25 protein-coding genes and 1 riboswitch are annotated in these 25,724 nt (G+C 53.0%); of the genes, 15 read left to right on the top strand and 10 right to left on the bottom strand.

Features of this window, described 5'->3' with window-relative positions:
- Positions 1-205: 205 nt before the first annotated feature.
- The 8 genes from secE to rpoC all read left to right on the top strand — a co-directional run bounded on the left by secE (position 206) and on the right by rpoC (position 12,368).
- Positions 206-589 carry a preprotein translocase subunit SecE gene (gene secE / locus HVZ39_RS23480; protein WP_003033128.1) on the top strand — a complete coding sequence of 128 codons (384 nt, stop codon included), beginning with the start codon at positions 206-208 and terminating at the stop codon, positions 587-589.
- Position 590: 1 nt separating this feature from the next.
- Positions 591-1,136 (top strand): transcription termination/antitermination protein NusG, encoded by a 546-nt coding sequence (nusG, locus tag HVZ39_RS23475; RefSeq protein WP_003033125.1) that lies wholly within the window; start codon positions 591-593, stop codon positions 1,134-1,136.
- 155 nt (positions 1,137-1,291) lie between these two features.
- Complete coding sequence (gene rplK, locus HVZ39_RS23470; RefSeq protein WP_003033122.1) at positions 1,292-1,720, top strand: 50S ribosomal protein L11; 429 nt, start codon at positions 1,292-1,294, stop codon at positions 1,718-1,720.
- A gap of 3 nt (positions 1,721-1,723) precedes the next feature.
- Positions 1,724-2,431, top strand: coding sequence for a 50S ribosomal protein L1 (rplA, locus tag HVZ39_RS23465; protein ID WP_016155300.1), 708 nt, complete (start codon positions 1,724-1,726; stop codon positions 2,429-2,431).
- 358 nt (positions 2,432-2,789) lie between these two features.
- Complete coding sequence (rplJ, locus tag HVZ39_RS23460; RefSeq protein ID WP_005132895.1) at positions 2,790-3,287, top strand: 50S ribosomal protein L10; 498 nt, start codon at positions 2,790-2,792, stop codon at positions 3,285-3,287.
- Between the two features lie 66 nt (positions 3,288-3,353).
- Positions 3,354-3,719: a 50S ribosomal protein L7/L12 gene (gene rplL, locus HVZ39_RS23455; RefSeq protein ID WP_000028882.1), complete on the top strand. Its 366-nt coding sequence runs from the start codon at positions 3,354-3,356 to the stop codon at positions 3,717-3,719.
- 320 nt (positions 3,720-4,039) lie between these two features.
- On the top strand, positions 4,040-8,068 hold the full coding sequence (gene rpoB, locus HVZ39_RS23450) for a DNA-directed RNA polymerase subunit beta (RefSeq protein WP_003033111.1): 4,029 nt from the start codon (positions 4,040-4,042) through the stop codon (positions 8,066-8,068).
- 76 nt (positions 8,069-8,144) lie between these two features.
- Positions 8,145-12,368: a DNA-directed RNA polymerase subunit beta' gene (gene rpoC / locus HVZ39_RS23445; protein WP_016155301.1), complete on the top strand. Its 4,224-nt coding sequence runs from the start codon at positions 8,145-8,147 to the stop codon at positions 12,366-12,368.
- Between the two features lie 147 nt (positions 12,369-12,515).
- Here the strand turns inward: rpoC and HVZ39_RS23440 are convergent, their stop codons facing one another.
- A complete protein-coding gene (locus HVZ39_RS23440) occupies positions 12,516-12,833 on the bottom strand; it encodes a PTS lactose/cellobiose transporter subunit IIA (RefSeq protein ID WP_016155302.1) in 318 nt (105 codons plus the stop codon).
- A gap of 4 nt (positions 12,834-12,837) precedes the next feature.
- Positions 12,838-13,143 (bottom strand): PTS sugar transporter subunit IIB, encoded by a 306-nt coding sequence (locus HVZ39_RS23435; protein WP_181633023.1) that lies wholly within the window; start codon positions 13,141-13,143, stop codon positions 12,838-12,840.
- 1,091 nt (positions 13,144-14,234) lie between these two features.
- Between HVZ39_RS23435 and HVZ39_RS23430 the strand changes: the two genes are divergently transcribed.
- Entirely contained in the window at positions 14,235-14,447 is a 213-nt protein-coding gene (locus HVZ39_RS23430; RefSeq protein ID WP_016155304.1) for an RNA chaperone/antiterminator CspA, read from the top strand.
- A 120-nt stretch (positions 14,448-14,567) separates the two neighbouring features.
- Here HVZ39_RS23430 and thiH read toward each other — a convergent pair whose 3' ends face one another.
- The 7 genes from thiH to HVZ39_RS23395 all read right to left on the bottom strand — a co-directional run bounded on the left by thiH (position 14,568) and on the right by HVZ39_RS23395 (position 20,679).
- Positions 14,568-15,701, bottom strand: a complete 1,134-nt coding sequence (gene thiH, locus HVZ39_RS23425; RefSeq protein ID WP_016157943.1) for a 2-iminoacetate synthase ThiH — start codon at positions 15,699-15,701, stop codon at positions 14,568-14,570.
- Complete coding sequence (thiG, locus tag HVZ39_RS23420) at positions 15,698-16,468, bottom strand: thiazole synthase (protein ID WP_047415991.1); 771 nt, start codon at positions 16,466-16,468, stop codon at positions 15,698-15,700. Before thiG ends, thiH begins: the two co-directional genes overlap by 4 nt.
- Position 16,469: 1 nt before the next feature.
- The gene (gene thiS, locus HVZ39_RS23415; RefSeq protein WP_016155307.1) at positions 16,470-16,670 is read right to left on the bottom strand and encodes a sulfur carrier protein ThiS; all 201 of its coding nucleotides are present in this window, start codon (positions 16,668-16,670) and stop codon (positions 16,470-16,472) included.
- Positions 16,651-17,409 (bottom strand): HesA/MoeB/ThiF family protein, encoded by a 759-nt coding sequence (locus HVZ39_RS23410; protein ID WP_016155308.1) that lies wholly within the window; start codon positions 17,407-17,409, stop codon positions 16,651-16,653. Before HVZ39_RS23410 ends, thiS begins: the two co-directional genes overlap by 20 nt.
- Complete coding sequence (gene thiE, locus HVZ39_RS23405; RefSeq protein WP_016157945.1) at positions 17,402-18,037, bottom strand: thiamine phosphate synthase; 636 nt, start codon at positions 18,035-18,037, stop codon at positions 17,402-17,404. Before thiE ends, HVZ39_RS23410 begins: the two co-directional genes overlap by 8 nt.
- A complete protein-coding gene (thiC, locus tag HVZ39_RS23400; protein ID WP_016155310.1) occupies positions 18,037-19,935 on the bottom strand; it encodes a phosphomethylpyrimidine synthase ThiC in 1,899 nt (632 codons plus the stop codon). Before thiC ends, thiE begins: the two co-directional genes overlap by 1 nt.
- Before the next feature lie 83 nt (positions 19,936-20,018).
- Positions 20,019-20,141: riboswitch (TPP riboswitch) on the bottom strand.
- Between the two features lie 49 nt (positions 20,142-20,190).
- The gene (locus HVZ39_RS23395) at positions 20,191-20,679 is read right to left on the bottom strand and encodes an Rsd/AlgQ family anti-sigma factor (protein ID WP_016155311.1); all 489 of its coding nucleotides are present in this window, start codon (positions 20,677-20,679) and stop codon (positions 20,191-20,193) included.
- A gap of 96 nt (positions 20,680-20,775) precedes the next feature.
- Between HVZ39_RS23395 and nudC the strand changes: the two genes are divergently transcribed.
- The 6 genes from nudC to HVZ39_RS23365 all read left to right on the top strand — a co-directional run bounded on the left by nudC (position 20,776) and on the right by HVZ39_RS23365 (position 25,134).
- Positions 20,776-21,549, top strand: a complete 774-nt coding sequence (nudC, locus tag HVZ39_RS23390) for an NAD(+) diphosphatase (protein ID WP_181633022.1) — start codon at positions 20,776-20,778, stop codon at positions 21,547-21,549.
- A gap of 43 nt (positions 21,550-21,592) precedes the next feature.
- Positions 21,593-22,657 carry a uroporphyrinogen decarboxylase gene (gene hemE, locus HVZ39_RS23385; RefSeq protein WP_181633021.1) on the top strand — a complete coding sequence of 355 codons (1,065 nt, stop codon included), beginning with the start codon at positions 21,593-21,595 and terminating at the stop codon, positions 22,655-22,657.
- A 9-nt stretch (positions 22,658-22,666) separates the two neighbouring features.
- Positions 22,667-23,347: a deoxyribonuclease V gene (gene nfi, locus HVZ39_RS23380; protein WP_103284365.1), complete on the top strand. Its 681-nt coding sequence runs from the start codon at positions 22,667-22,669 to the stop codon at positions 23,345-23,347.
- Between the two features lie 33 nt (positions 23,348-23,380).
- Positions 23,381-23,971: a YjaG family protein gene (locus HVZ39_RS23375; RefSeq protein ID WP_003842015.1), complete on the top strand. Its 591-nt coding sequence runs from the start codon at positions 23,381-23,383 to the stop codon at positions 23,969-23,971.
- 186 nt (positions 23,972-24,157) lie between these two features.
- Positions 24,158-24,430, top strand: coding sequence for a nucleoid-associated protein HU-alpha (gene hupA, locus HVZ39_RS23370; RefSeq protein WP_001044509.1), 273 nt, complete (start codon positions 24,158-24,160; stop codon positions 24,428-24,430).
- 11 nt (positions 24,431-24,441) lie between these two features.
- Complete coding sequence (locus HVZ39_RS23365) at positions 24,442-25,134, top strand: DUF1481 domain-containing protein (RefSeq protein ID WP_047359007.1); 693 nt, start codon at positions 24,442-24,444, stop codon at positions 25,132-25,134.
- Positions 25,135-25,193: 59 nt separating this feature from the next.
- Here the strand turns inward: HVZ39_RS23365 and zraP are convergent, their stop codons facing one another.
- The gene (zraP, locus tag HVZ39_RS23360) at positions 25,194-25,634 is read right to left on the bottom strand and encodes a zinc resistance sensor/chaperone ZraP (RefSeq protein ID WP_016155316.1); all 441 of its coding nucleotides are present in this window, start codon (positions 25,632-25,634) and stop codon (positions 25,194-25,196) included.
- Positions 25,635-25,724: the final 90 nt, after the last annotated feature.

Genomic DNA, 25,724 nt, shown 5'->3' with positions numbered 1-25,724 from the left:
CGCAATAAAAGGGCATCATTTGATGCCCTTTTTGCACGCTTTCACACCAGAACCTGGCTCATCAGTGATTTTATTTGTCATAATCATTGCTGAGACAGGCTCTGAAGAGGGCGTTTAGTCCGAAACGCACCAGAGCATTTCGGTTTGGATCGCCTCGCTTACGCGGGGTGAAAATGTTTGTAGAATACTTCTGACAGGTTGGTTTATGAGTGCGAATACCGAAGCTCAAGGAAGCGGGCGCGGCCTGGAAGCGATGAAGTGGGTTGTTGTCGCTGTATTGCTGCTTGTAGCTATCGTTGGCAACTACCTCTATCGTGACATGATGCTGCCGCTGCGTGCGCTGGCCGTAGTGATTCTGATTGCCGCAGCGGGTGGTGTCGCGCTGTTGACAACAAAAGGTAAAGCGACCGTTGCTTTTGCCCGTGAAGCGAGAACCGAAGTCCGTAAGGTCATTTGGCCAACTCGCCAGGAAACATTGCACACCACATTAATTGTGGCTGCGGTTACCGCAGTAATGTCACTGATCCTGTGGGGACTGGATGGTATTCTGGTTCGCCTGGTATCCTTTATCACTGGCCTGAGGTTCTAAGATGTCTGAAGCCCCTAAAAAGCGCTGGTACGTCGTTCAGGCGTTTTCCGGTTTTGAAGGCCGCGTAGCTACATCGCTGCGCGAATATATCAAGTTACAAAATATGGAAGAGCTGTTTGGCGAAGTCATGGTGCCGACCGAAGAAGTGGTCGAAATCCGTGGCGGCCAGCGTCGCAAGAGCGAACGTAAATTCTTCCCGGGCTATGTATTGGTCCAGATGGTGATGAATGACGCAAGCTGGCACCTGGTGCGCAGCGTGCCGCGTGTGATGGGCTTTATCGGCGGTACATCTGACCGTCCGGCGCCGATCAGCGACAAAGAAGTTGATGCGATCATGAACCGTCTGCAGCAGGTTGGCGACAAGCCGCGTCCGAAAACGATGTTTGAGCCTGGTGAAATGGTTCGCGTTAGCGACGGTCCGTTCGCTGACTTTAACGGCGTGGTTGAAGAAGTGGACTACGAGAAGTCTCGTCTGAAAGTTTCCGTATCTATCTTCGGTCGTGCGACTCCGGTTGAACTGGACTTCGCTCAGGTTGAAAAAGCCTAACACCCCGATCAAAAAAGCGACGATTTAATCGTTGCACAAGGCGCGAGATTGGAATACAATTTCGCGCCTTTTGTTTTTATGGATCCTATCCGTAAAACGAATTTAATCACGGGGAGCCTCCTTGAGGCGTTATAACCCAACTAGAGGAATTTAGAATGGCTAAGAAAGTCCAAGCCTATGTCAAGCTGCAGGTTGCAGCTGGTATGGCTAACCCGAGTCCGCCGGTAGGTCCTGCACTGGGTCAACAAGGCGTGAACATCATGGAATTCTGCAAAGCGTTCAACGCTAAAACTGATTCCATGGAAAAAGGTCTGCCAATCCCGGTTGTTATCACCGTTTACGCTGACCGTTCTTTCACTTTCGTTACCAAAACGCCTCCGGCAGCAGTTCTGCTGAAGAAAGCGGCTGGTATCAAGTCTGGTTCCGGCAAGCCGAACAAAGACAAAGTGGGTAAAATTTCCCGCGCTCAGCTGCAGGAAATCGCGCAGACCAAAGCTGCCGACATGACTGGTTCCGACATTGAAGCGATGACTCGCTCCATTGAAGGTACTGCACGTTCCATGGGCCTGGTAGTGGAGGACTAAGAAATGGCTAAACTGACCAAGCGCATGTCCGTGATCCGTGACAAAGTTGATGCTACTAAGCAGTATGACATCAACGAAGCTATCGCTCTGCTGAAAGAGCTGGCCACTGCTAAATTCGTAGAAAGCGTGGACGTTGCTGTTAACCTCGGCATCGATGCTCGTAAATCTGACCAGAACGTACGTGGTGCAACTGTACTGCCGCACGGTACTGGCCGTTCCGTTCGCGTAGCCGTATTTACCCAGGGTGCAAACGCTGAAGCTGCTAAAGCTGCAGGCGCTGAGCTGGTAGGTATGGAAGATCTGGCTGAACAGATCAAGAAAGGCGAAATGAACTTTGACGTTGTTATTGCTTCCCCGGATGCAATGCGCGTTGTTGGCCAGCTGGGTCAGGTTCTGGGTCCGCGCGGCCTGATGCCAAACCCGAAAGTTGGTACTGTAACTCCTAACGTTGCTGAAGCTGTTAAGAATGCTAAAGCTGGTCAGGTTCGTTACCGTAACGACAAAAACGGCATCATTCACACCACCATCGGTAAAGTGGATTTTGACGCTGACAAACTGAAAGAAAACCTGGAAGCTCTGCTGGTTGCGCTGAAAAAAGCAAAACCGACTCAGGCAAAAGGCGTGTACATCAAGAAAGTTAGCATCTCCACCACCATGGGTGCTGGCGTTGCCGTTGATCAGTCCGGTCTGACTGCGACTGTGGCGAACTAATATTCGCCTTTACGTGGGCGGTGATTTTGTCTACAATCTTACCCCCACGTATTCTGCTAATTGCAGACGTATATCTGAGATATTCAGGCTGTGGCAAGGCAGTCAACGCCACTACAGATTGAATAGCGACAGATAGAAAAGATTTGTTCGTTGGAGCCTGGCCTAATCCAGGCCTCCGTCGAAGACCGCAGGTGTTTCGTAAGAAACTTAATGCCCTGCGTAGACGGTGACAGAACGCTAAGATTATTTCTGATACTCTGGCTTGTTTCTGCTCACCGTATTTAGACGCTCTCTCCGTTGGGGGGAGTGAAGTGAGTTCCGGAACATGAGTTCCGGCAAACATCCAGGAGCAAAGCTAATGGCTTTAAATCTTCAAGACAAACAAGCGATTGTTGCTGAAGTCAGCGAAGTAGCCAAAGGCGCGCTGTCTGCAGTAGTTGCGGATTCCCGTGGCGTAACTGTAGATAAAATGACTGAACTGCGTAAAGCAGGTCGTGAAGCTGGCGTATACATGCGTGTTGTTCGTAACACCCTGCTGCGCCGCGTCGTTGAAGGTACTCAGTTCGAGTGCCTGAAAGACACGTTTGTTGGTCCGACCCTGATTGCATACTCTATGGAACACCCGGGCGCTGCTGCTCGTCTGTTCAAAGAGTTCGCGAAAGCGAATGCAAAATTTGAGGTCAAAGCCGCAGCCTTTGAAGGTGAGTTGATTACGGCATCGAATATCGATCGCCTGGCAACTCTGCCGACCTACGAAGAAGCAATTGCACGCCTGATGGCAACCATGAAAGAAGCTTCGGCTGGCAAACTGGTTCGTACTCTGGCTGCTGTACGCGATGCGAAAGAAGCTGCTTAATCGCAGTTATCTTTGTAAAGCATCTGCTTACGTATAAACTTATTCTGATTTTCAGGAACAATTTAAATGTCTATCACTAAAGATCAAATCATTGAAGCAGTATCCGCTATGTCCGTAATGGACGTTGTAGAACTGATTTCTGCAATGGAAGAAAAATTCGGTGTTTCTGCTGCTGCTGCTGTAGCTGTAGCTGCTGGCCCGGCTGAAGCTGCTGAAGAAAAAACTGAATTCGACGTAATTCTGAAAGCTGCTGGCGCTAACAAAGTTGCTGTTATCAAAGCAGTACGTGGCGCAACTGGCCTGGGTCTGAAAGAAGCTAAAGACCTGGTAGAATCTGCACCGGCTGCGCTGAAAGAAGGCGTGAGCAAAGACGACGCAGAAGCACTGAAAAAATCTCTGGAAGAAGCTGGCGCTGAAGTTGAAGTTAAATAAGCCAACTTTTCTGGTTGCAGCCTAAGAAATTAGGCTGATGGCTGGTGACTTTTTAGTCACCAGCCTTTTTGCGCTGTAAGGCGCCAGTAGCATTTCACACTGTTTGACTACTGCTGTGCCTTTCAATGCTTGTTTCTATCGACGTCTTAATATACTGCGACAGAACGTCAGTTCTGTGTAAATCGCAATGAAATGGTTTAAGCGTGATAGCAACAGGCATTGCGGAAAGTATTCGATTTTCCGGTCAACAAAATAGTGTTGCACAAACTGTCCCTTCGTCGGACAGATGGGTCGACTTGTCAGCGAGCTGAGGAACCCTAATGGTTTACTCCTATACCGAGAAAAAACGTATTCGTAAGGATTTTGGTAAACGTCCGCAAGTGTTGGACATACCTTATCTCCTTTCTATCCAGCTTGACTCGTTTCAGAAGTTCATCGAGCAAGATCCTGAAGGGCAGTATGGTCTGGAAGCAGCTTTCCGTTCCGTTTTCCCGATTCAGAGCTACAGCGGTAATTCCGAGCTGCAATACGTCAGCTACCGCCTTGGCGAACCGGTGTTTGACGTTCAGGAATGTCAGATCCGTGGCGTGACCTATTCCGCACCGCTGCGCGTAAAACTGCGCCTGGTGATCTACGAGCGCGAAGCGCCGGAAGGCACCGTAAAAGACATTAAAGAACAAGAAGTCTACATGGGCGAAATTCCGCTCATGACAGACAACGGTACCTTTGTTATAAACGGTACTGAGCGTGTTATCGTTTCTCAGCTGCACCGTAGTCCTGGCGTCTTCTTTGACTCCGACAAAGGTAAAACCCACTCTTCGGGTAAAGTGCTGTATAACGCGCGAATCATCCCTTACCGTGGTTCCTGGCTGGACTTCGAATTCGATCCGAAGGACAACCTGTTCGTACGTATTGACCGTCGCCGTAAACTGCCTGCGACCATTATTCTGCGTGCACTGAACTACACCACTGAGCAGATCCTTGACCTGTTCTTTGAGAAAGTTGTTTTCGAAATTCGTGACAACAAGCTGCAGATGGAACTGGTGCCGGAACGCCTGCGTGGTGAAACCGCCTCCTTTGACATCGAAGCTAACGGCAAAGTCTACGTCGAAAAAGGCCGTCGCATCACTGCGCGCCACATTCGCCAGCTGGAAAAAGACGATATCAAACATATCGAAGTTCCGGTTGAATACATTGCTGGTAAAGTTGCGGCTAAAGACTACGTTGACGAATCTACTGGCGAGCTGATCTGCGCAGCTAACATGGAGCTGAGTCTGGATCTGCTGGCTAAGCTGAGCCAGTCTGGCCACAAGCGTATCGAAACGCTGTTCACCAACGATCTGGACCACGGTCCGTACATTTCTGAAACTGTACGCGTCGACCCAACCAACGATCGTCTGAGCGCGCTGGTAGAAATCTACCGCATGATGCGCCCTGGTGAGCCGCCGACGCGTGAAGCTGCTGAAAGTCTGTTCGAGAACCTGTTCTTCTCCGAAGACCGCTATGACCTGTCTGCGGTTGGTCGTATGAAGTTCAACCGTTCTCTGCTGCGCGACGAAATCGAAGGTTCCGGTATCCTGAGCAAAGATGACATCATCGAAGTGATGAAGAAGCTCATCGATATCCGTAACGGTAAAGGCGAAGTCGATGATATCGACCACCTCGGTAACCGTCGTATCCGTTCCGTAGGCGAAATGGCGGAAAACCAGTTCCGCGTTGGCCTGGTACGTGTTGAGCGTGCGGTGAAAGAGCGTCTGTCTCTGGGCGATCTGGATACCCTGATGCCTCAGGATATGATCAACGCTAAGCCGATTTCTGCAGCAGTGAAAGAGTTCTTTGGTTCCAGCCAGCTGTCTCAGTTTATGGACCAGAACAACCCGCTGTCTGAGATTACGCACAAACGTCGTATCTCTGCACTCGGCCCAGGCGGTTTGACCCGTGAACGCGCAGGCTTCGAAGTTCGAGACGTACACCCGACTCACTACGGTCGCGTATGTCCAATCGAAACGCCTGAAGGTCCGAACATCGGTCTGATCAACTCCTTGTCTGTGTACGCACAGACTAACGAATACGGCTTCCTCGAGACTCCGTACCGTAAAGTGACCGACGGTGTTGTAACTGACGAAATTCATTACCTGTCTGCTATCGAAGAAGGCAACTACGTTATCGCTCAGGCGAACTCCAACCTGGATGACGAAGGCCACTTTGTAGAAGATCTGGTTACCTGCCGTAGCAAAGGCGAATCCAGCTTGTTCAGCCGTGACCAGGTTGACTACATGGACGTATCCACTCAGCAGGTGGTATCCGTCGGTGCGTCCCTGATCCCGTTCCTGGAACACGATGACGCCAACCGTGCATTGATGGGTGCGAACATGCAACGTCAGGCGGTTCCGACTCTGCGTGCTGATAAGCCGCTGGTTGGTACCGGTATGGAACGTGCTGTTGCCGTCGACTCCGGTGTTACCGCAGTTGCTAAACGTGGCGGTACCGTCCAGTACGTGGATGCTTCCCGTATCGTTATCAAAGTTAACGAAGACGAGATGTACCCGGGCGAAGCAGGTATCGACATTTATAACCTGACCAAATACACCCGTTCTAACCAGAACACCTGTATCAACCAGATGCCTTGCGTATCTCTGGGCGAGCCGGTTGAACGTGGTGATGTGCTGGCAGACGGTCCGTCCACCGACCTCGGTGAACTGGCTCTCGGTCAGAACATGCGCGTGGCATTCATGCCATGGAATGGTTACAACTTCGAAGACTCCATCCTCGTATCTGAGCGTGTTGTCCAGGAAGACCGTTTCACCACCATCCACATTCAGGAACTGGCATGTGTGTCCCGTGACACCAAGCTGGGGCCGGAAGAGATCACCGCTGACATCCCGAACGTGGGTGAAGCTGCGCTCTCCAAACTGGATGAATCCGGTATCGTTTATATCGGCGCGGAAGTAACCGGTGGCGATATTCTGGTTGGTAAGGTAACGCCGAAAGGTGAAACCCAGCTGACGCCAGAAGAGAAGCTGCTGCGTGCGATCTTCGGTGAGAAAGCGTCTGACGTTAAAGACTCTTCTCTGCGCGTGCCAAACGGTGTTTCCGGTACGATTATCGACGTTCAGGTCTTTACTCGCGATGGCGTAGAAAAAGACAAACGTGCGCTGGAAATCGAAGAGATGCAGCTGAAGCAGGCGAAAAAAGACCTGTCTGAAGAACTGCAAATCCTCGAAGCTGGCCTGTTCAGCCGTATCTACGCTGTGCTGGTTTCCGGTGGTGTTGAAGCTGAGAAGCTCGACAAACTGCCGCGCGATCGCTGGTTAGAACTCGGCCTGACCGACGAAGAGAAACAAAATCAGCTGGAACAACTGGCTGAGCAGTACGACGAACTGAAACACGAGTTCGAGAAAAAACTCGAAGCGAAACGCCGTAAAATCACTCAGGGCGACGATCTGGCACCGGGCGTGCTGAAGATTGTTAAGGTTTATCTGGCGGTTAAACGTCGGATCCAGCCTGGTGATAAGATGGCAGGTCGTCACGGTAACAAGGGTGTAATCTCTAAGATCAACCCGATCGAAGATATGCCACACGATGCTAACGGTACGCCGGTAGATATCGTGCTGAACCCGCTGGGCGTACCATCGCGTATGAACATCGGTCAGATCCTTGAAACCCACCTGGGTATGGCTGCGAAAGGTATCGGCGATAAGATCAACGCCATGCTGAAACAGCAGCAGGAAGTCGCGAAACTGCGCGAATTCATCCAGCGTGCTTACGATCTGGGTTCAGATGTTCGTCAGAAAGTTGACCTGAATACCTTCAGCGATGAAGAAGTTCTGCGTCTGGCTGAAAACCTGAAAAAAGGTATGCCGATCGCAACGCCGGTGTTCGACGGTGCGAAAGAGTCTGAAATCAAGGAACTGTTACAGCTGGGTGGCCTGCCGACTTCCGGTCAGATCACACTGTTCGACGGTCGTACCGGTGAGCAGTTCGAGCGCCAGGTTACCGTTGGCTACATGTACATGCTGAAACTGAACCACCTGGTTGATGACAAGATGCATGCGCGTTCTACCGGTTCTTACAGCCTGGTTACTCAGCAGCCGCTGGGTGGTAAGGCTCAGTTCGGTGGTCAGCGCTTCGGGGAGATGGAAGTGTGGGCGCTTGAAGCATACGGCGCGGCATACACCCTGCAGGAAATGCTCACCGTTAAGTCTGATGACGTGAACGGTCGTACTAAGATGTATAAAAACATCGTGGACGGCAACCATCAGATGGAACCAGGCATGCCGGAATCCTTCAACGTACTGTTGAAAGAGATTCGTTCGCTGGGTATCAACATCGAGCTGGAAGACGAGTAACTCTCGATCAAACAGGTCACTGGTGCTGGCGTAACAGCCAGCGCCAGATTGTGCTAACTCCGACGGGAGCAAATCCGTGAAAGATTTATTAAAGTTTCTGAAAGCGCAGACTAAAACCGAAGAGTTTGATGCGATCAAAATTGCTCTGGCCTCGCCAGACATGATCCGTTCATGGTCTTTCGGTGAAGTTAAGAAGCCGGAAACCATCAACTACCGTACGTTCAAACCTGAACGTGACGGCCTTTTCTGCGCCCGTATCTTTGGGCCGGTAAAAGACTATGAGTGCCTGTGCGGTAAGTACAAGCGCCTGAAACACCGTGGTGTGATCTGTGAGAAGTGCGGCGTTGAAGTGACCCAGACTAAAGTACGCCGTGAGCGTATGGGCCACATCGAGCTGGCGTCTCCGACCGCTCACATCTGGTTCCTGAAATCTCTGCCGTCCCGTATCGGTCTGCTGCTCGATATGCCGCTGCGCGATATCGAACGCGTACTGTACTTCGAATCTTATGTGGTTATCGAAGGCGGTATGACTAACCTGGAACGTCAACAGATCCTGACTGAAGAGCAGTATCTGGACGCGCTGGAAGAGTTCGGTGACGAATTCGACGCGAAGATGGGTGCGGAAGCAATCCAGGCCTTGCTGAAGAGCATGGATCTGGAGCAAGAGTGCGAAACTCTGCGCGAAGAGCTGAACGAAACCAACTCCGAAACCAAGCGTAAGAAGCTGACCAAACGTATCAAACTGCTGGAAGCATTCGTACAGTCTGGCAACAAGCCAGAGTGGATGATCCTGACCGTTCTGCCGGTTCTGCCGCCAGATCTGCGTCCGCTGGTTCCGCTGGATGGTGGTCGTTTCGCAACATCAGATCTGAACGATCTGTACCGTCGCGTGATCAACCGTAACAACCGTCTGAAACGTTTGCTGGATCTGGCTGCGCCGGACATCATCGTACGTAACGAAAAACGTATGCTGCAGGAAGCGGTTGACGCCCTGCTGGATAACGGTCGTCGTGGTCGTGCGATCACCGGTTCTAACAAACGTCCTCTGAAATCTTTGGCCGATATGATCAAAGGTAAACAGGGGCGTTTCCGTCAGAACCTGCTCGGTAAGCGTGTTGACTACTCCGGTCGTTCTGTAATCACCGTAGGTCCATACCTGCGTCTGCATCAGTGCGGTCTGCCGAAGAAAATGGCACTGGAACTGTTCAAACCGTTCATTTACGGCAAGCTGGAACTGCGTGGCCTGGCCACCACCATCAAAGCCGCTAAGAAAATGGTTGAGCGTGAAGAAGCTGTCGTTTGGGATATCCTGGACGAAGTTATCCGCGAACACCCGGTACTGCTGAACCGTGCACCAACCCTGCACCGTCTGGGTATCCAGGCATTTGAACCGGTACTGATCGAAGGTAAAGCTATCCAGCTGCACCCGCTGGTTTGTGCGGCATATAACGCCGACTTCGATGGTGACCAGATGGCTGTTCACGTACCGCTGACGCTGGAAGCCCAGCTCGAAGCGCGTGCGCTGATGATGTCTACCAACAACATCCTGTCTCCGGCGAACGGCGAACCTATCATCGTTCCGTCTCAGGACGTTGTATTGGGTCTGTACTACATGACCCGTGACTGTGTTAACGCCAAAGGCGAAGGCATGGTGCTGACTGGCCCGAAAGAAGCTGAGCGTATCTATCGCGCAGGTCTGGCCTCTCTGCATGCGCGCGTTAAAGTGCGTATCACTGAATACGAAAAAGATGAAAACGGCGAATTCGTTGCGCACACCAGCCTGAAAGACACGACCGTTGGTCGCGCCATTCTGTGGATGATCGTACCGAAAGGTCTGCCTTTCTCCATCGTCAACCAGGCGCTGGGCAAGAAAGCAATCTCCAAAATGCTGAACACCTGTTACCGCATTCTGGGCCTGAAGCCGACCGTTATCTTCGCTGACCAGACAATGTACACCGGCTTTGCTTACGCAGCGCGTTCAGGTGCATCTGTTGGTATTGATGACATGGTCATCCCAGAGAAGAAACACGAGATCATCTCTGAAGCGGAAGCTGAAGTTGCTGAGATCCAGGAGCAGTTCCAGTCTGGTCTGGTAACCGCGGGCGAACGCTATAACAAAGTTATCGATATCTGGGCTGCGGCGAACGATCGTGTATCCAAAGCGATGATGGATAACCTGCAAACCGAAACCGTGATTAACCGTGACGGCGTAGAAGAGCAGCAGGTTTCCTTCAACAGCATCTACATGATGGCCGACTCCGGTGCGCGTGGTTCTGCAGCACAGATTCGTCAGCTGGCTGGTATGCGTGGTCTGATGGCTAAGCCAGATGGCTCCATCATCGAAACGCCAATCACCGCGAACTTCCGTGAAGGTCTGAACGTACTCCAGTACTTCATCTCTACTCACGGTGCTCGTAAAGGTCTGGCGGATACCGCACTGAAAACAGCGAACTCCGGTTATCTGACTCGTCGTCTGGTTGACGTTGCGCAGGACTTGGTTGTTACTGAAGACGATTGCGGCACGCTGGAAGGCATCACCATGACCCCGGTTATCGAGGGTGGTGACGTTAAAGAACCGCTGCGCGATCGCGTTCTGGGTCGTGTGACTGCTGAAGACGTTCTGAAGCCGGGTACGGCGGATATTCTGGTTCCACGCAACACGCTGCTGCACGAACAGTGGTGTGACCTGCTGGAAGAGAACTCTGTTGACTCCGTCAAGGTCCGTTCCGTTGTATCCTGTGACACCGACTTTGGTGTATGTGCGCACTGCTACGGTCGTGACCTGGCGCGTGGCCACATCATCAATAAAGGTGAAGCAATCGGCGTTATCGCGGCACAGTCCATCGGTGAACCGGGTACACAGCTGACGATGCGTACGTTCCACATCGGTGGTGCGGCATCTCGTGCGGCTGCTGAATCCAGCATCCAGGTGAAAAACAAAGGTAGCATCCGTCTGAGCAATGCGAAGTCGGTTGTTAACTCCAGCGGTAAACTGGTTATCACCTCACGTAACACCGAACTGAAACTGATCGACGAATTCGGCCGTACCAAAGAAAGCTATAAAGTGCCTTACGGCTCCGTTATGGCGAAAGGTGATGGCGAACAGGTTGCTGGCGGCGAAACCGTAGCGAACTGGGATCCGCACACCATGCCGGTTATCACCGAAGTGAGTGGTTTCGTCCGCTTCACTGACATGATCGACGGCCAGACCATTACTCGTCAGACCGACGAGCTGACCGGTCTGTCTTCTCTGGTGGTTCTGGATTCTGCAGAACGTACTGCGGGTGGTAAAGACCTGCGTCCGGCACTGAAAATTGTTGATGCTCAGGGCAACGACGTTCTGATCCCAGGCACCGATATGCCTGCTCAGTACTTCCTGCCGGGTAAAGCGATTGTTCAGCTGGAAGATGGCGTACAGATCAGTTCTGGTGACACCCTGGCGCGTGTTCCGCAGGAATCCGGCGGTACCAAGGATATTACTGGTGGTCTGCCGCGCGTTGCGGACCTGTTCGAAGCACGTCGTCCGAAAGAGCCGGCAATCCTGGCTGAAATCAGCGGCATCATTTCCTTCGGTAAAGAAACCAAAGGTAAACGTCGTCTGGTTATCACCCCGGTAGACGGTAGCGAGCCGTACGAAGAGATGATTCCGAAATGGCGTCAGCTCAACGTGTTCGAAGGTGAACGTGTAGAACGTGGTGACGTTGTTTCCGACGGTCCGGAAGCGCCGCACGACATCCTGCGTCTGCGTGGTGTGCATGCTGTAACTCGTTATATCGTTAACGAAGTTCAGGACGTATACCGTCTGCAGGGCGTTAAGATTAACGATAAGCACATCGAAGTTATCGTTCGTCAGATGCTGCGTAAAGCCACCATCGAAAGCGCAGGTAGCTCCGACTTCCTGGAAGGCGAGCAGGTTGAATACTCCCGCGTCAAGATTGCTAACCGCGATCTGGAAGCGAACGGCAAAGTGGGTGCAACATTCTCCCGCGATCTGCTGGGTATCACCAAAGCGTCTCTGGCAACCGAGTCCTTCATCTCTGCAGCATCGTTCCAGGAAACCACGCGTGTCCTGACCGAAGCCGCTGTTGCAGGTAAACGTGATGAACTGCGCGGTCTGAAAGAGAACGTTATCGTGGGTCGTCTGATCCCGGCGGGTACCGGTTATGCGTACCACCAGGATCGTATGCGCCGCCGCGCAGCGGGCGAACTGCCAGCTGCTCCGCAGGTGACTGCTGAAGATGCGTCTGCCAGCCTGGCAGAACTGCTGAACGCAGGCCTGGGCGGTTCTGACAACGATTAATCGTTGCTGACGCTAATAAAAAACCCGCTTCGGCGGGTTTTTTTATGTCGATGGATTTAAGATGTATTATGTTGGCCGGATAAGGCATCAGCTGCCATCCGGCATGATGACGCCAGGCTTATGAGGCCTACGGCTTACGCCATCCGATCAGTTTACTGGCGGTAAGCGTCGATACAGTTCAATCATATCGCCTGCCAGATCCTGAATCACCATGGCATTCATCAGGTGGTCCTGCGAATGGACGGTGATGAGATTAACCGGTAGTTTGCCAGTGCCTTCGTCAATTCCGATCAGTTGGGTCTGGATTTTATGCGCTTGTTTAACATACTCGCGTGATTCCATCATCGCGTGTTCTGCCCCGGCGAAATCACCTTTACGCGCCAGTTGCAACGCCGTCAGGGCTTGACTGCGCGCAGCTCCGGCGTTTACCAATAATTCCATGATGATCGTTTCTAACTCTTCCATGCCATCACTCCAGTAGTTTCAGCGCTTTGTCCAGTACCGCATCGCCTTTCATCATGCCGTAATCCATCATATCGATAACGGCGACTTTTTTTCCTAGCGGGTCGGCGAGCGCCTGCAGCTTGGCCTGTTCATACTTAACCTGTGGGCCGAGCAATACGATATCCGCAGTGGCGATATTCTCTACAAACTCAGCCACCGGGACCGCTTTGATAGTGACGTCGACTCCTTTTTTCTGGGCGGCATCTTTCATCTTTTGCACCAGCATGCTGGTGGACATTCCGGCGGCACAGCATAAAACGATGTTTTTCATAAGCAGTCTCGATCAACATGTGTGGGTTGATAATTATCGCGAGCCAGCCGCAGCAACAACTGCTTTGCAACGATTGTGTGCAAAGCATCACAAAGAAAGTCACTTTTTCTGAAACCGGTTACAAAAAGAGGCTCAACCCTACGATCTGGCCCTGAGTTGGCGATTGTTGACCCTTTTATCATATGCAGGAATATATAATCACTGTTAATAAAGACATGTTATAAAAAACAGTATTGACAGCGTTTTTTAAACCCGTATGTTAATACTTAACAGCGGAGAAATTGTAGTTTGCTGTTAACGTAGTAAGTGTTAGTAGAGCTTGATTGGGGGTTGCGATAAAGGCCACGAAATATTTTTGTATGGGATAGTCGATGCTGAAAACGCTATTTATTCACCTCGACAATGCTTTCAGGCCACGTAGTTGATATATCTAATCGCAAATAGTTAGTAAAGCGCGACGATGTAACGCCATGATTTAATAGTAAATGTTTGCGGTTTCTGTTTTCTGGTTATCGCAAGGGAAATAAGGCAACGCATCAAAGAGTATATGTCGCGAGGGGAAGTGTACTTGTTTAGGTCACCAGCCTTGAGTTCTATTATCAAGCGGGTGGAATGTGTTTAACGGTAAATAGAGGACGGTTTTTAGTTAGTATCAATATCCAATATTATCTGTAGTAAACGTGTACATTTTAAAGTAGTACCATCAGCAGTATTAAATCGTTAAGTTTATTAATGTTAAATTTGAAGTGTGTAGTAACTTAAAGCCCTGACTGCAATGGTCAGGGCTTTTGTTCATTTTAGATCAAGTTGTTACCTGAAATGCTCAACCGCGATGGTGTAACATTTCGGCGCTAATCGATTATTAAATAAATTAATGCTTGCTTATTGATTAGAAGTAAGTCTACTATAGCGACATCGGTTTGATACACAGACCTTATGAAAGCAGTTTTAGTAAAGCAGTTCTCAGTTCAAGCGTTATCCTAAGATACTCTTCTTCATGAGCCTCCTCCCTAAGTGCCCCATAAGTTAATTTCTGCAAAACAGGCCATCTTCGCTGCTTAAGCGGCTCAAAAATATGAAAGGAAGTATCTATGTCTAACAAAATGACTGGTTTAGTAAAATGGTTTAACTCTGAGAAAGGCTTCGGCTTTATCACTCCTCAGGACGGTAGCAAGGACGTGTTTGTGCATTTCTCTGCTATCCAGAGTAACGATTTTAAAACATTAGACGAAGGTCAAAAAGTGGAGTTCTCTGTGGAGAATGGCGCTAAAGGCCCGTCTGCTGTTAACGTTGTCGCGCTGTAATCGCCGATAATTTCACTAATGCTTACGATAGCGATGAAGGCCAGAGCCTGAGCAGTTAAGTGACAGTGAAGAAAAAACCCGCGAAAGCGGGTTTTTTCGTTTTATGCGATTGCTCCGGACTTACGGCATCTGCGAAGCGCGTCCCAGATAGCTGTCCCAGTCCTTCCACACGGGCTGTAACCCCTGCGCCATTAGTGCTTCAGCAACGGCTTCTGGGCGACGGGCGTCGTGTGGGGAGAACTGTTCCAGTTCAGGATGGTTATCGGCATAACCGCCGGGCTGTGTTTTTGAGAAGGCGCTGACGTTGTTGATCGCCAGCGGGATCACATGATCACGGAACCATGGCGATTCGCGGGTGGAGAGCGACAGCTCAATTTCTGGCGCCAGTAAACGAAACGCGCAAATGGTTTGGACCAACTGTCGCTCGTCCATGATCGATGCGGGTTCAACGCCACCGGTGCATGGGCGCAGGCGAGGGAAGGAGATGGAGTAGCGGCTCTGCCAGTAATGCTGCTGCATCCACAGCAGATGTTCAGCCACCATATAGCAATCGACCCGCCAGCTGTCGGACAAACCAATCAACGCGCCAAGACCGATTTTGTCGATCCCTGCGCGGCCCAGCCTGTCCGGCGTTTCCAGTCGCCAGAAGAAATCCTGCTTTTTCCCCTTCAGATGGTGGCGAGCGTAAATCGCCTCATGATAGCTCTCCTGATACACCATCACGCCATCCAGTCCCAGCGTCTTCAGCTCCGCATATTCAGCTTCTGACAGCGGCTGAACTTCCATCTGTAACGATGCAAACTGGCGGCGAATGGTGGGTAAATGGCGACGAAAGTAATCCATTCCGACTTTTGCCTGATGTTCACCGGTGACCAACAACAGATGCTCAAAACCCAGCTCACGGATAGCGGTACACTCTCGTTTTATCTCATCTTCGTCCAGCGTTTTGCGTTTGATACGGTTGCTCATGGAAAAGCCGCAGTAGGTGCAGTCGTTGGCGCAAAGATTCGAGAGATACAGCGGAACATAAAAGCTGACCGTGTTGCCGAAGCGCTGCCGGGTCAGGCGCTGCGCTCGCTGTGCCAACGGCTCCAGAAAGTCGGCTGCGGCAGGGGAGAGCAACGCCATCAGATCGTCGCGACTAAGCTGTGAAGCGTTGAGGGCGTGCTCCACGTCAGCGGCGGTTTTACCGTTGATACGCAGGCGGATGTCATCCCAGTCAAGCTGGCGCCAGCGGTCGCTGAACGTTTTCATACGAAGGCCTCCAGGAATCCGGTTAACGGGCTGGTGGCGCTTGCCTGCGAACTTTTGCTTCCTGGTACCGCCTGGCGCGCCAGAAGGCCCGCTTCAACCGCCAGACGGAAGGCGGTAGCCATCGTGACCGGGCAGTCGGCCACGGCGATTGCCGTGTTGACCAGCACTGCGTCGGCACCCATTTCCAGCGCCTGTGTGGCGTGGCTGGGGACACCGATACCCGCATCAACCACCACCGGTACGGTTGCCTGTTGGATAATAATCTCCAGCATCGCTTTCGTTTCCAGTCCCTGATTAGAACCGATGGGCGCGCCGAGCGGCATTACCGCCGCGCAGCCGACCTCTTCCAGCCGCTTACACAGCACCGGATCCGCGCCGCAGTAGGGCAGCACCACAAAGCCCAGTTTCACCAATGCTTCCGCGGCTTTTAACGTTTCAATCGGATCCGGCAATAGCCAGCGGGCGTCCGGGTGGATTTCTAATTTTAGCCAGTTTGTGCCCAGCGCTTCACGCGCCAGCTGGGCGGCGAAAATAGCCTCTTCCGCGGTTTTCGCCCCAGAGGTGTTAGGCAGTAGCGTCACCCCCGCGTCGATAAGTGGGGCTAGAATGGCATCGTTGTGCTGGCGCAAATCCACGCGCTTCATTGCCAGCGTCACCAGTTGGCTGCCGGAGGCGCGAATCGCCTCGACCATCAGCTGCGACGAAGCAAATTTTCCGGTGCCGGTGAACAGATGTGAATCAAACGTTTTGTCGGCAATACGTAACATATCAACCCCCTGCAATAACCTGAAAAAGCAGGATCTGGTCGCCTTCCTGCACGATTTGCTGCTCCCACTGCTCGCGCGGCAGGATCTGCTGATTGAGCGCCAGCGCCGCTCCCGGTTTAAGTTGATTTAGCGCAGTGAGCAGCCCGCTGACGGTTTGTCCCTCGGCGCACTGCATCGGCTCATCATTGAACTGAATCTGCATGTTGTCCTCCGCAGACCGGGCAGCCGCTGGCACGACGCAGCGCGAGGCTGCGCCACTGGCTGGTTTTACCGTCGAACAGGCGTAGCTCTCCATTGGGAGTTTCAATGCCGCTGAGTAATTTAATCGCCTCCAGCGCCTGCAAGGTGCCCATCACGCCCACAACCGGGCCGACGATGCCGGCGGTGCGGCAGTTGCGTTCCGGCTCTACATCATCCGGCCACAGGCAACGGTAACAGCCTTGTTCCCACGGTGGCGTCAGTACCATTAGCTGGCCGCCAAAGCCCACAGCGCTGGCGGTGATGAGCGGAGTGTTGAGCATCACGCAGGCGGCGTTAATTTCCTGGCGCGTCGCCATGTTGTCGGTACAGTCGAGCACCACGTCGGCACGCGCTACCGCATGCCGGAGCGCCTCACCGGTCAGCCGCTGCTCAAGGACGACCAGCTCGCTGTCCGGATTAAGGCGTGCCAGATGTCGCTTTGCCGCCTGTGCTTTCGGGCGGGCGATATCATCGGTGGTGAACAATATTTGCCGCTGCAGGTTGCTCAGATGAACGTCATCATCGTCCGCCAACGTCAGCGTGCCGACGCCCGCTCCCGCCAGATACAGTGCCGCAGGCGAGCCGAGCCCACCTAAACCGACGATCAGCACATGGCTATCGAGCAGCTTTTGTTGGCCCTCAATGGCAATGTCGCCGAGCAGGATCTGGCGGCTGTAGCGCATAAAATCGCGGTCATTCATCGCCGGCTCCCGCAATGTCCAGTAGCTGCGCCGTGGCTGCCTGCCAGTCTGCGGCGTGGGTTATGGCGCTGACCACGGCAATGCTGCCAACGCCGGTCGCCAGCACCGCCGGGGCGCGCTCAAGGCTGATGCCGCCGATAGCGACAGTGGGGTAATCCGCCAGTCGTTTACTATGGCTTGCCAGCTGCGTGAGACCCTGCGGGGCCGACGGCATCTGCTTGGTTTGCGTCGGGAAGACATGACCCAGCGCGATATAAGAAGGCTTAGCAGCCAGCGCTACGTCTATCTCCATATCATCGTGAGTGGAAACACCCAGGCGTAGCCCCGCCGCCTGAATCGCCTTCAGGTCGGTGGTTTCGAGGTCTTCCTGGCCCAGATGCACGCCGTACGCGTTGTGCTTAATTGCCAGGCTCCAGTAGTCGTTGATAAACAGGCGAGCATCATAGCGACGCCCCAGCTCAATGGCGGCAATGACGTCGGCTTCGACCTCTTCATCACGTTTATCTTTAATGCGCAGTTGGATCGTGCGCACACCTGCCTGCAGCAAGCGTTCAATCCATTCAACGCTGTCTACCACCGGGTACAGCCCGAGGCGGAACGGCACGGTCGGGAAATCAGGCTGGTACATCACGCCTCCTCTTTTTTGAGGTAGATTTCGCCGCCTTTGGCGCGGAAGTTCTCCGACATATCCGCCATTCCGATTTCAATGGTTTGGGCGGCGGCGTAGTCGCGGACCTCCTGGCTGATTTTCATCGAGCAGAACTTCGGCCCGCACATGGAGCAGAAGTGGGCAACCTTGCCGGACTCCTGTGGCAGGGTTTCATCGTGATAGGCGCGGGCGGTGAATGGGTCGAGTGCGAGGTTAAACTGGTCTTCCCAGCGGAATTCGAAGCGCGCTTTCGACATGGCGTTATCGCGGATCTGCGCTCCCGGATGGCCTTTGGCTAAATCAGCGGCATGGGCGGCAATCTTGTAGGTAATCAGCCCTTGCTTCACGTCTTCTTTGTTCGGCAGGCCAAGGTGCTCTTTTGGCGTGACGTAGCACAGCATTGCACAGCCAAACCAGCCGATCATCGCCGCACCAATGCCGGAGGTGAAGTGGTCATAGCCCGGCGCGATATCTGTCGTCAACGGCCCTAAGGTGTAGAACGGCGCTTCATGGCAGTGCTCCAGCTCTTCGGTCATGTTGCGCTGGATCATATGCATCGGCACATGACCCGGGCCTTCAATCATCACCTGCACGTCGTATTCCCAGGCGATTTTGGTCAGTTCGCCCAGCGTATGCAGCTCGGAGAACTGCGCCTCGTCGTTGGCATCCTGAATCGAGCCTGGACGCAGGCCGTCGCCGAGAGAGAGCGAAACGTCATAGGCGGCACAGATTTCGCAAATCTCGCGGAAATGTTCAAACAGGAAGTTCTCTTTGTGATGAGAGAGACACCATTTCGCCATGATCGAACCGCCGCGCGAGACAATTCCTGTCAGGCGTTTGGCGGTCATCGGCACGTAGCGTAGCAGTACGCCCGCGTGAATGGTGAAGTAGTCGACGCCCTGTTCGGCTTGTTCGAGCAGCGTGTCGCGGAAGGCTTCCCAGGTGAGATCTTCGGCGATCCCGTTAACCTTCTCCAGCGCCTGGTAGATCGGTACGGTACCGATCGGCACCGGGCTGTTACGCAGGATCCACTCGCGGGTTTCGTGAATATAGCGGCCGGTAGAGAGGTCCATCACCGTATCTGCGCCCCAGCGGGTCGACCACACCAGCTTCTCCACCTCTTCTTCAATGGAGGAGGTCACCGCCGAGTTACCGATGTTGGCGTTCACCTTCACCAGGAAGTTGCGACCGATGATCATCGGCTCGGATTCCGGGTGGTTGATGTTGGCAGGAATAATCGCGCGGCCCGCAGCGACTTCATCACGGACGAATTCCGGGGTGATGTTTTCCGGCAGGCGAGCGCCAAAGTTCATCCCTGGATGCTGATGGCGCAGCACTTCACTACGAATGCGCTCGCGGCCCATGTTTTCACGGATGGCGATAAATTCCATCTCCGGGGTAACCATCCCCTGACGGGCATAGTGCAACTGGGTAACGCGCTTGCCGGCTTTGGCGCGTTTTGGCGTCAGCAGGCCGCTGAAACGCAGCTCGTCCAGGCCATCGTCGGCCAGACGTTCTTTGGTATAAGCGGAGCTACGGTCGTCTAATTCTTCGCTATCATTACGCGCCGCAATCCACGGCTGGCGCAGTTTCGCCAGACCCTGCTGAACGTTAATCGCCACATCAGGATCGCCGTACGGCCCGGAGGTGTCGTACACCGGCACGGCTTCGTTCTCTTCAAACTGCGGGTTGTCTTTCGTACCACCAATCAGCGTAGGACTTAGCTGGATTTCGCGCATCGGGATGCGAATATCCGCCTGCGAACCGGTGATGTAGATACGTTTTGAGTTAGGAAAGGCGGTACCTTCCAGCGTGTCGATAAAGTGTTGGGCTTGGGCGCGCTGTTCGCGGCGTGATGGTTTAGTAGTGGCAGACATAGCTCATTCCAAATAAAAGTAAGGATATGGCTTGTCAGACGACGGATGAAGCAAGAGAGACGAACGCCAAAGGGCGATACGGTTGTAGATTGACTCTTGTTCCCTTCGCAGGTTTTAACCTGATCAGGTTCCGCGGATCCCGAATTAACGGTCTCAGCCTTTTCCACTCATGCTGCTGTGGAAAATAAGCACTCCGACAAGAAGTAACCTCAAAAAGAGGTAATGAATGTAAATTACGCGTTAATGTCGCAAATCTCAAGCAGGACGTTTGATCATGCCACTCTCGTGCATCGCATCAAAAACCAGCATGATCAGCTTATCTTCCAGCACGAACCGGGCTTCCAGCGCCTCGCCGATATCCGATAAGGCCTGTTGAAATTCAAGGAAGTTATCGTGATCAATGGCGGTCTCCAGACTGGAATCATAGTAGTCCATGATCAGTTGCGTATTGGCTTCCAGGAGCGGCCAAATTTTTGTGGCTTTTAAAAGCTGCCCGTTCCCTTCCAATTTATGGAGAATACGTTCATAAATACTGAAGTGTCCGGTGGAAAGGTAATCGACCAGGCTCTGGCAAAAATCATCCAGCGCCTTTTCATTGAGCCGCATGTACGATTCTTTGCCTGGCTTAATGCCAACCAGATTGTAGTAAGCCACGAGCAGGTGCTTACGTACATGTAGCCAGCGATCAACCAGTTTGTTACTTCCTCCGACGTGCTCCGTCAGGCTTTCCAGCTGGTTTAGCATGATTGACTCCGCAAGATGGTGTTTAGGAACGGCTCACCCGTAAATGTAAAAATAATGTAAACAACATGCCTGTGAAGCAAAGGTTGCGCAAGAGATATGGATCGTATAATTGAAAAATTAGATAGCGGCTGGTGGATTGTCAGTCATGAGCAAAAGTTATGGTTGCCTCATGGCGAACTGCCTTACGGCGACGCAGCAAGTTTTGATCTGACCGGGCAGCGTGCACTTCCTATAGGCGAATGGGAAGGGGAGACGGTCTGGCTGGTGCAGCAGCAGCGTCGGCACGATATGGGGTCTGTGCGCCAGGTCATTGACCAGGATGTTGGCCTGTTTCAACTGGCCGGACGCGGCGTACAACTGGCCGAGTTCTACCGCTCACATAAATTCTGCGGTTACTGCGGTCATCCCATGCACCCGAGTAATACGGAATGGGCGATGCTGTGTAGCCACTGTCGAGAACGCTACTACCCGCAAATTGCCCCCTGCATTATCGTCGCTATTCGTCGTGACGACGCTATCCTGCTTGCCCAACATGTTCGCCATCGTAACGGCGTGCATACCGTGCTGGCGGGTTTTGTCGAAGTGGGCGAGACCCTCGAGCAGGCGGTGGCACGCGAAGTCATGGAAGAGAGCGGCATTAAGGTGAAAAACCTGCGCTACGTCACTTCTCAGCCGTGGCCGTTCCCACAGTCTTTGATGACCGCATTTATGGCGGAGTATGATAGCGGCGAAATTGTTATTGACCCGAAAGAACTGCTGGAAGCGAACTGGTATCGCTACGACGATTTACCGCTCCTGCCCCCGCCGGGCACCGTCGCGCGTCGATTGATTGAAGATACCGTCGCCCTCTGTCGGGCAGAGTATGAGTGACACACATGTTACACTGGCGTGAAATAGCTCAAGGAATGGAAAAATGACCGAACTGAAGAACGATCGTTATCTGCGTGCGCTGCTGCGCCAGCCCGTTGATGTCACTCCGGTATGGATGATGCGCCAGGCGGGCCGCTATCTACCGGAATATAAAGCCAAGCGCGCCGAAGCGGGCGATTTTATGGCGCTGTGCAAAAATGCCGAGCTGGCCTGCGAAGTCACGCTGCAGCCGCTGCGTCGCTATAAGCTTGATGCGGCGATCCTCTTTTCGGATATCTTGACGATTCCCGATGCGATGGGACTTGGGCTGTATTTTGAAGCCGGAGAGGGCCCACGCTTTACCTCGCCGATCGCCAGCAAGGCTGACGTCGACAAACTGCCGATCCCGGACCCGGAAGATGGACTGGGTTATGTGATGAATGCGGTGCGCACTATCCGCCGTGAACTGAAAGGCGAAGTGCCGCTGATCGGCTTCTCTGGTAGCCCGTGGACACTGGCTACCTATATGGTCGAAGGCGGCAGTAGTAAGGCCTTCACCGTGATTAAAAAGATGATGTACGCCGATCCAAAGGCGCTGCATCTGCTGCTTGATAAGCTGGCGAAGAGCGTCACTCTGTACCTGAACGCGCAGATCAAAGCGGGCGCGCAGTCGGTAATGATTTTCGACACCTGGGGCGGTGTGCTGACCGGTCGCGACTATCAGCAGTTCTCCCTGTATTACATGCACAAAATCGTCGACGGCCTGATGCGCGAGAACGAAGATCGTCGCGTACCGGTGACGCTGTTCACTAAAGGCGGTGGTCAGTGGCTGGAAGCGATGGCGGAAACCGGCTGTGATGCGTTAGGTCTGGACTGGACCACTGACATTGCCGATGCGCGTCGTCGTGTAGGTCATAAAGTGGCACTGCAGGGCAATATGGATCCGTCCATGCTGTATGCGCCGCCAGCCCGCATCGAAGAAGAGGTGGCGACGATTCTGGCCGGTTTTGGTCAGGGTGAAGGCCATGTCTTTAACCTGGGCCACGGCATTCATCAGGATGTCCCGCCAGAGCATGCGGGTGTCTTTGTGGAGGCGGTACATCGGTTGTCTGAACAGTACCACCGCTAAGGAGTCATTATGGATCTTGCGTCATTACGCGCACAGCAGCTTGAACTGGCCTCTTCAGTGATCCGCGAGGATCGCCTGAGGAGCGATCCGCCGGATCTGATCGGCGGGGCGGACGTTGGGTTCGAGCAGGGGGGCGAAGTGACGCGAGCCGCGATGGTCTTACTGAAGTACCCCTCGCTGGAACTGGTTGAATACACGGTGGCGCGAATCGCCACCACCATGCCCTACATTCCTGGCTTTCTCTCCTTTCGCGAAACACCCGCGCTGATGGCCGCCTGGCAGCAGCTTTCGCACAAGCCTGATCTGCTGTTCGTTGACGGTCATGGGATTTCTCATCCTCGCCGTCTGGGCGTGGCCAGCCATTTTGGCCTGCTGGTGGATGTCCCGACGATTGGCGTGGCGAAAAAACGGTTGTGCGGCAAGTTTGAGCCGCTCGCCGCCGAACCCGGAGCGTTAGCGCCGTTGTTGGATAAAGGCGAACAGCTGGCATGGGTTTGGCGCAGCAAAGCACGCTGTAACCCGCTGTTTATCTCTACGGGTCATCGCGTGAGCCAGGACAGCGCGTTAGCGTGGGTACAACGCTGTATGAACGGCTATCGTCTGCCGGAACCAACACGCTGGGCAGATGCGGTGGCATCCGAACGCCCTGCTTTTACGCGGCTTGCAGCAAAAACGCCCCATATCGGGTAAACTGCCGCTAATTTCCGTATTTGAGAACTCATCATGTTACAAAATCCGATTCACCTGCGTCTGGAGAAGCTGGAAAGCTGGCAGCACGTCACGTTTATGGCCTGTCTGTGCGAACGCATGTACCCCAACTACGCCATGTTCTGTAAGCAAACCGAATTTGGCGATGGACAAATTTACCGCCGGATTCTGGATTTGATTTGGGAAGCGCTGACGGTTAAAGACGCGAAAATCAATTTCGATAGCCAGTTGGAAAAATTTGAAGAGGCTATTCCTTCAGCAGACGATTACGATTTGTACGGCGTTTATCCGGCGATTGATGCCTGTGTGGCATTAAGCGAACTGATGCATTCGCGTCTTAGCGGTGAAACGCTGGAACATGCAATTGAGGTTAGTAAGGCTTCGATTACGACGGTGGCGATGCTGGAAATGACCCAGGCTGGTCGCGAAATGACCGATGAAGAGCTCAAAGAGAACCCGGCCGTTGAGCAAGAATGGGATATTCAGTGGGAAATTTTCCGACTTTTAGCCGACTGTGAAGAACGCGATATTGAGCTGATAAAAGGGCTTCGTGCAGACCTGCGCGAGGCTGGCGAGAGCAATATTGGTATAAATTTTCAGCAATGACACCATAAAACGTGATTTAACGCCTGATTTGTCGTGCCTGAAGGCTTCCCATCCGCCCCCGGTCTGGTCTACATTTGGGGGGCGAAAAAAAGTGGCTATCGGTGCGTGTATGCAGGAGAGTGCTTTTCTGGCATTTCCGTCGCACTCGATGCTTAGCAAGCGATAAACACATTGTAAGGATAACTTATGAACAAGACTCAACTGATTGATGTAATTGCAGACAAAGCAGAACTGTCTAAAACACAGGCTAAAGCTGCTCTGGAATCCACTCTGGCTGCTATTACTGAGTCTCTGAAAGAAGGCGATGCTGTACAACTGGTTGGTTTCGGTACCTTCAAAGTGAACCACCGTGCTGAGCGCACTGGCCGCAACCCGCAGACCGGTAAAGAAATCAAAATTGCCGCAGCTAACGTACCGGCATTTGTTTCTGGTAAAGCACTGAAAGACGCGGTTAAGTAATTCGCGTGGCAGTGAACAGTTTTATCGAAGGGGCGGTTTCGCCCCTTTTGTCCATCTGGCGTCATTCGCTTTGGCTTTCAGGTGTGCTGTTACTGTCTGCCTGTAGTCGCCACTCTGAGCTTCCTCCGTTCACGGCCAGCGGCTATGTTGGCGATCAGGGGGCGGTACGCATTTGGCGTAAAGATTCCAGCGACGATGTTCACTTGCTCTCGGTATTTAGTCCGTGGCGTAAAGGCGATACCACCACCAGTGAATACCGCTGGCAGGGTGATTCGCTCTCATTGATAGAACTCAACACTTACAGTAAACCACCGGAACATGTCCGTATACGCTTCGATGACCGGGGCGAACTGAGTTTCATGCAGCGTGAAGTCGATGGGCAAAAGCAGCAGCTTTCCAGCGATCAAATTGCGCTTTACCGCTATCGTGCCGATCAAATCCGCCAGACCAGCGATGCGTTGCGTCAGGGACGGGTGATATTGCGTCAGGGACGCTGGCATGCGAATAACACAGTCACGACCTGTGAAGGTGAAACACTGAAGCCCGATCTGGAATCGTGGGCGATAAACCACATTGAGCGCCGCCAGAGCCATTCATCTGTAGAAGTGAGTGTGGCATGGCTGGAAGCGCCCGAAGGGTCGCAGCTACTGCTGGTCGCTAATGAAGATTTTTGTCACTGGCAGCCTACTGCCAAAACCTTCTGAAAACCTGATGCCAGGACATCGGGCCAGATAAGGTGAGGCCGCCATCCGGCAAAAACCGTTTACCAGTGGCCCATTCCCATATGGCCGCCGCGATGGTTACCGCCACCGCCGCACCCGCCGTAGCCCATTCCCGCTCCGCGAGGTACGCCTGCCTGGGCCATTGCGACATCGCGTTTAACGCGCTGCTCATCCAGTGACTGATTCAACGCCTCCATCTCTTTTGCCACGGCATTAATTTTTGCAGTGTCCGGCGAGCTGGCTGTTAGCAACGCGTTGTACTCATAACGTTTAGAGGTCAGCTGTTGGCGCAAGGCGTTGGTCTGCGAGTAGTAATCATCATATATTTTCTGCGCGGTAGCCTGCTGCTCAGTGGTCATTGGCGTACCGCCTCGTTGCTGCATTCCATCACCATACCCCCAGTGATTCTGCGCCAGCGCCGGGGTAGAGCCCAACGCGATAAGAGAGAGTGCAATCAGCGCCAGTTTGTTGTTCCGTTTCATGGGTCGTTCTCCTGTTGGTTAGATTACATTTCCTATTGCATCTTCCGTGCCAAAGCGGCAATCCCGCTCCCGCGGGCGTTGTAGTCGTGG

This window comes from Citrobacter sp. RHB35-C21, from assembly GCF_013816515.1.
GTDB lineage: Bacteria > Pseudomonadota > Gammaproteobacteria > Enterobacterales > Enterobacteriaceae > Citrobacter > Citrobacter braakii.
Note: the sequence above shows the minus strand (reverse complement) of the source record. Positions and strands in the feature narration are given on the sequence as shown.

What these genes read in the sequence shown, in the direction of transcription:
- secE (WP_003033128.1), top strand. Translation starts at nt 206, where the DNA reads ATGAGTGCGAATACCGAAGCTCAAGGAAGCGGGCGCGGCCTGGAAGCG.
- nusG (WP_003033125.1), top strand. Translation starts at nt 591, where the DNA reads ATGTCTGAAGCCCCTAAAAAGCGCTGGTACGTCGTTCAGGCGTTTTCC.
- rplK (WP_003033122.1), top strand. Translation starts at nt 1,292, where the DNA reads ATGGCTAAGAAAGTCCAAGCCTATGTCAAGCTGCAGGTTGCAGCTGGT.
- rplA (WP_016155300.1), top strand. Translation starts at nt 1,724, where the DNA reads ATGGCTAAACTGACCAAGCGCATGTCCGTGATCCGTGACAAAGTTGAT.
- rplJ (WP_005132895.1), top strand. Translation starts at nt 2,790, where the DNA reads ATGGCTTTAAATCTTCAAGACAAACAAGCGATTGTTGCTGAAGTCAGC.
- rplL (WP_000028882.1), top strand. Translation starts at nt 3,354, where the DNA reads ATGTCTATCACTAAAGATCAAATCATTGAAGCAGTATCCGCTATGTCC.
- rpoB (WP_003033111.1), top strand. Translation starts at nt 4,040, where the DNA reads ATGGTTTACTCCTATACCGAGAAAAAACGTATTCGTAAGGATTTTGGT.
- HVZ39_RS23440 (WP_016155302.1), bottom strand. Translation starts at nt 12,833, where the DNA reads ATGGAAGAGTTAGAAACGATCATCATGGAATTATTGGTAAACGCCGGA.
- HVZ39_RS23435 (WP_181633023.1), bottom strand. Translation starts at nt 13,143, where the DNA reads ATGAAAAACATCGTTTTATGCTGTGCCGCCGGAATGTCCACCAGCATG.
- HVZ39_RS23430 (WP_016155304.1), top strand. Translation starts at nt 14,235, where the DNA reads ATGTCTAACAAAATGACTGGTTTAGTAAAATGGTTTAACTCTGAGAAA.
- thiH (WP_016157943.1), bottom strand. Translation starts at nt 15,701, where the DNA reads ATGAAAACGTTCAGCGACCGCTGGCGCCAGCTTGACTGGGATGACATC.
- thiG (WP_047415991.1), bottom strand. Translation starts at nt 16,468, where the DNA reads ATGTTACGTATTGCCGACAAAACGTTTGATTCACATCTGTTCACCGGC.
- thiS (WP_016155307.1), bottom strand. Translation starts at nt 16,670, where the DNA reads ATGCAGATTCAGTTCAATGATGAGCCGATGCAGTGCGCCGAGGGACAA.
- HVZ39_RS23410 (WP_016155308.1), bottom strand. Translation starts at nt 17,409, where the DNA reads ATGAATGACCGCGATTTTATGCGCTACAGCCGCCAGATCCTGCTCGGC.
- thiE (WP_016157945.1), bottom strand. Translation starts at nt 18,037, where the DNA reads ATGTACCAGCCTGATTTCCCGACCGTGCCGTTCCGCCTCGGGCTGTAC.
- thiC (WP_016155310.1), bottom strand. Translation starts at nt 19,935, where the DNA reads ATGTCTGCCACTACTAAACCATCACGCCGCGAACAGCGCGCCCAAGCC.
- HVZ39_RS23395 (WP_016155311.1), bottom strand. Translation starts at nt 20,679, where the DNA reads ATGCTAAACCAGCTGGAAAGCCTGACGGAGCACGTCGGAGGAAGTAAC.
- nudC (WP_181633022.1), top strand. Translation starts at nt 20,776, where the DNA reads ATGGATCGTATAATTGAAAAATTAGATAGCGGCTGGTGGATTGTCAGT.
- hemE (WP_181633021.1), top strand. Translation starts at nt 21,593, where the DNA reads ATGACCGAACTGAAGAACGATCGTTATCTGCGTGCGCTGCTGCGCCAG.
- nfi (WP_103284365.1), top strand. Translation starts at nt 22,667, where the DNA reads ATGGATCTTGCGTCATTACGCGCACAGCAGCTTGAACTGGCCTCTTCA.
- HVZ39_RS23375 (WP_003842015.1), top strand. Translation starts at nt 23,381, where the DNA reads ATGTTACAAAATCCGATTCACCTGCGTCTGGAGAAGCTGGAAAGCTGG.
- hupA (WP_001044509.1), top strand. Translation starts at nt 24,158, where the DNA reads ATGAACAAGACTCAACTGATTGATGTAATTGCAGACAAAGCAGAACTG.
- zraP (WP_016155316.1), bottom strand. Translation starts at nt 25,634, where the DNA reads ATGAAACGGAACAACAAACTGGCGCTGATTGCACTCTCTCTTATCGCG.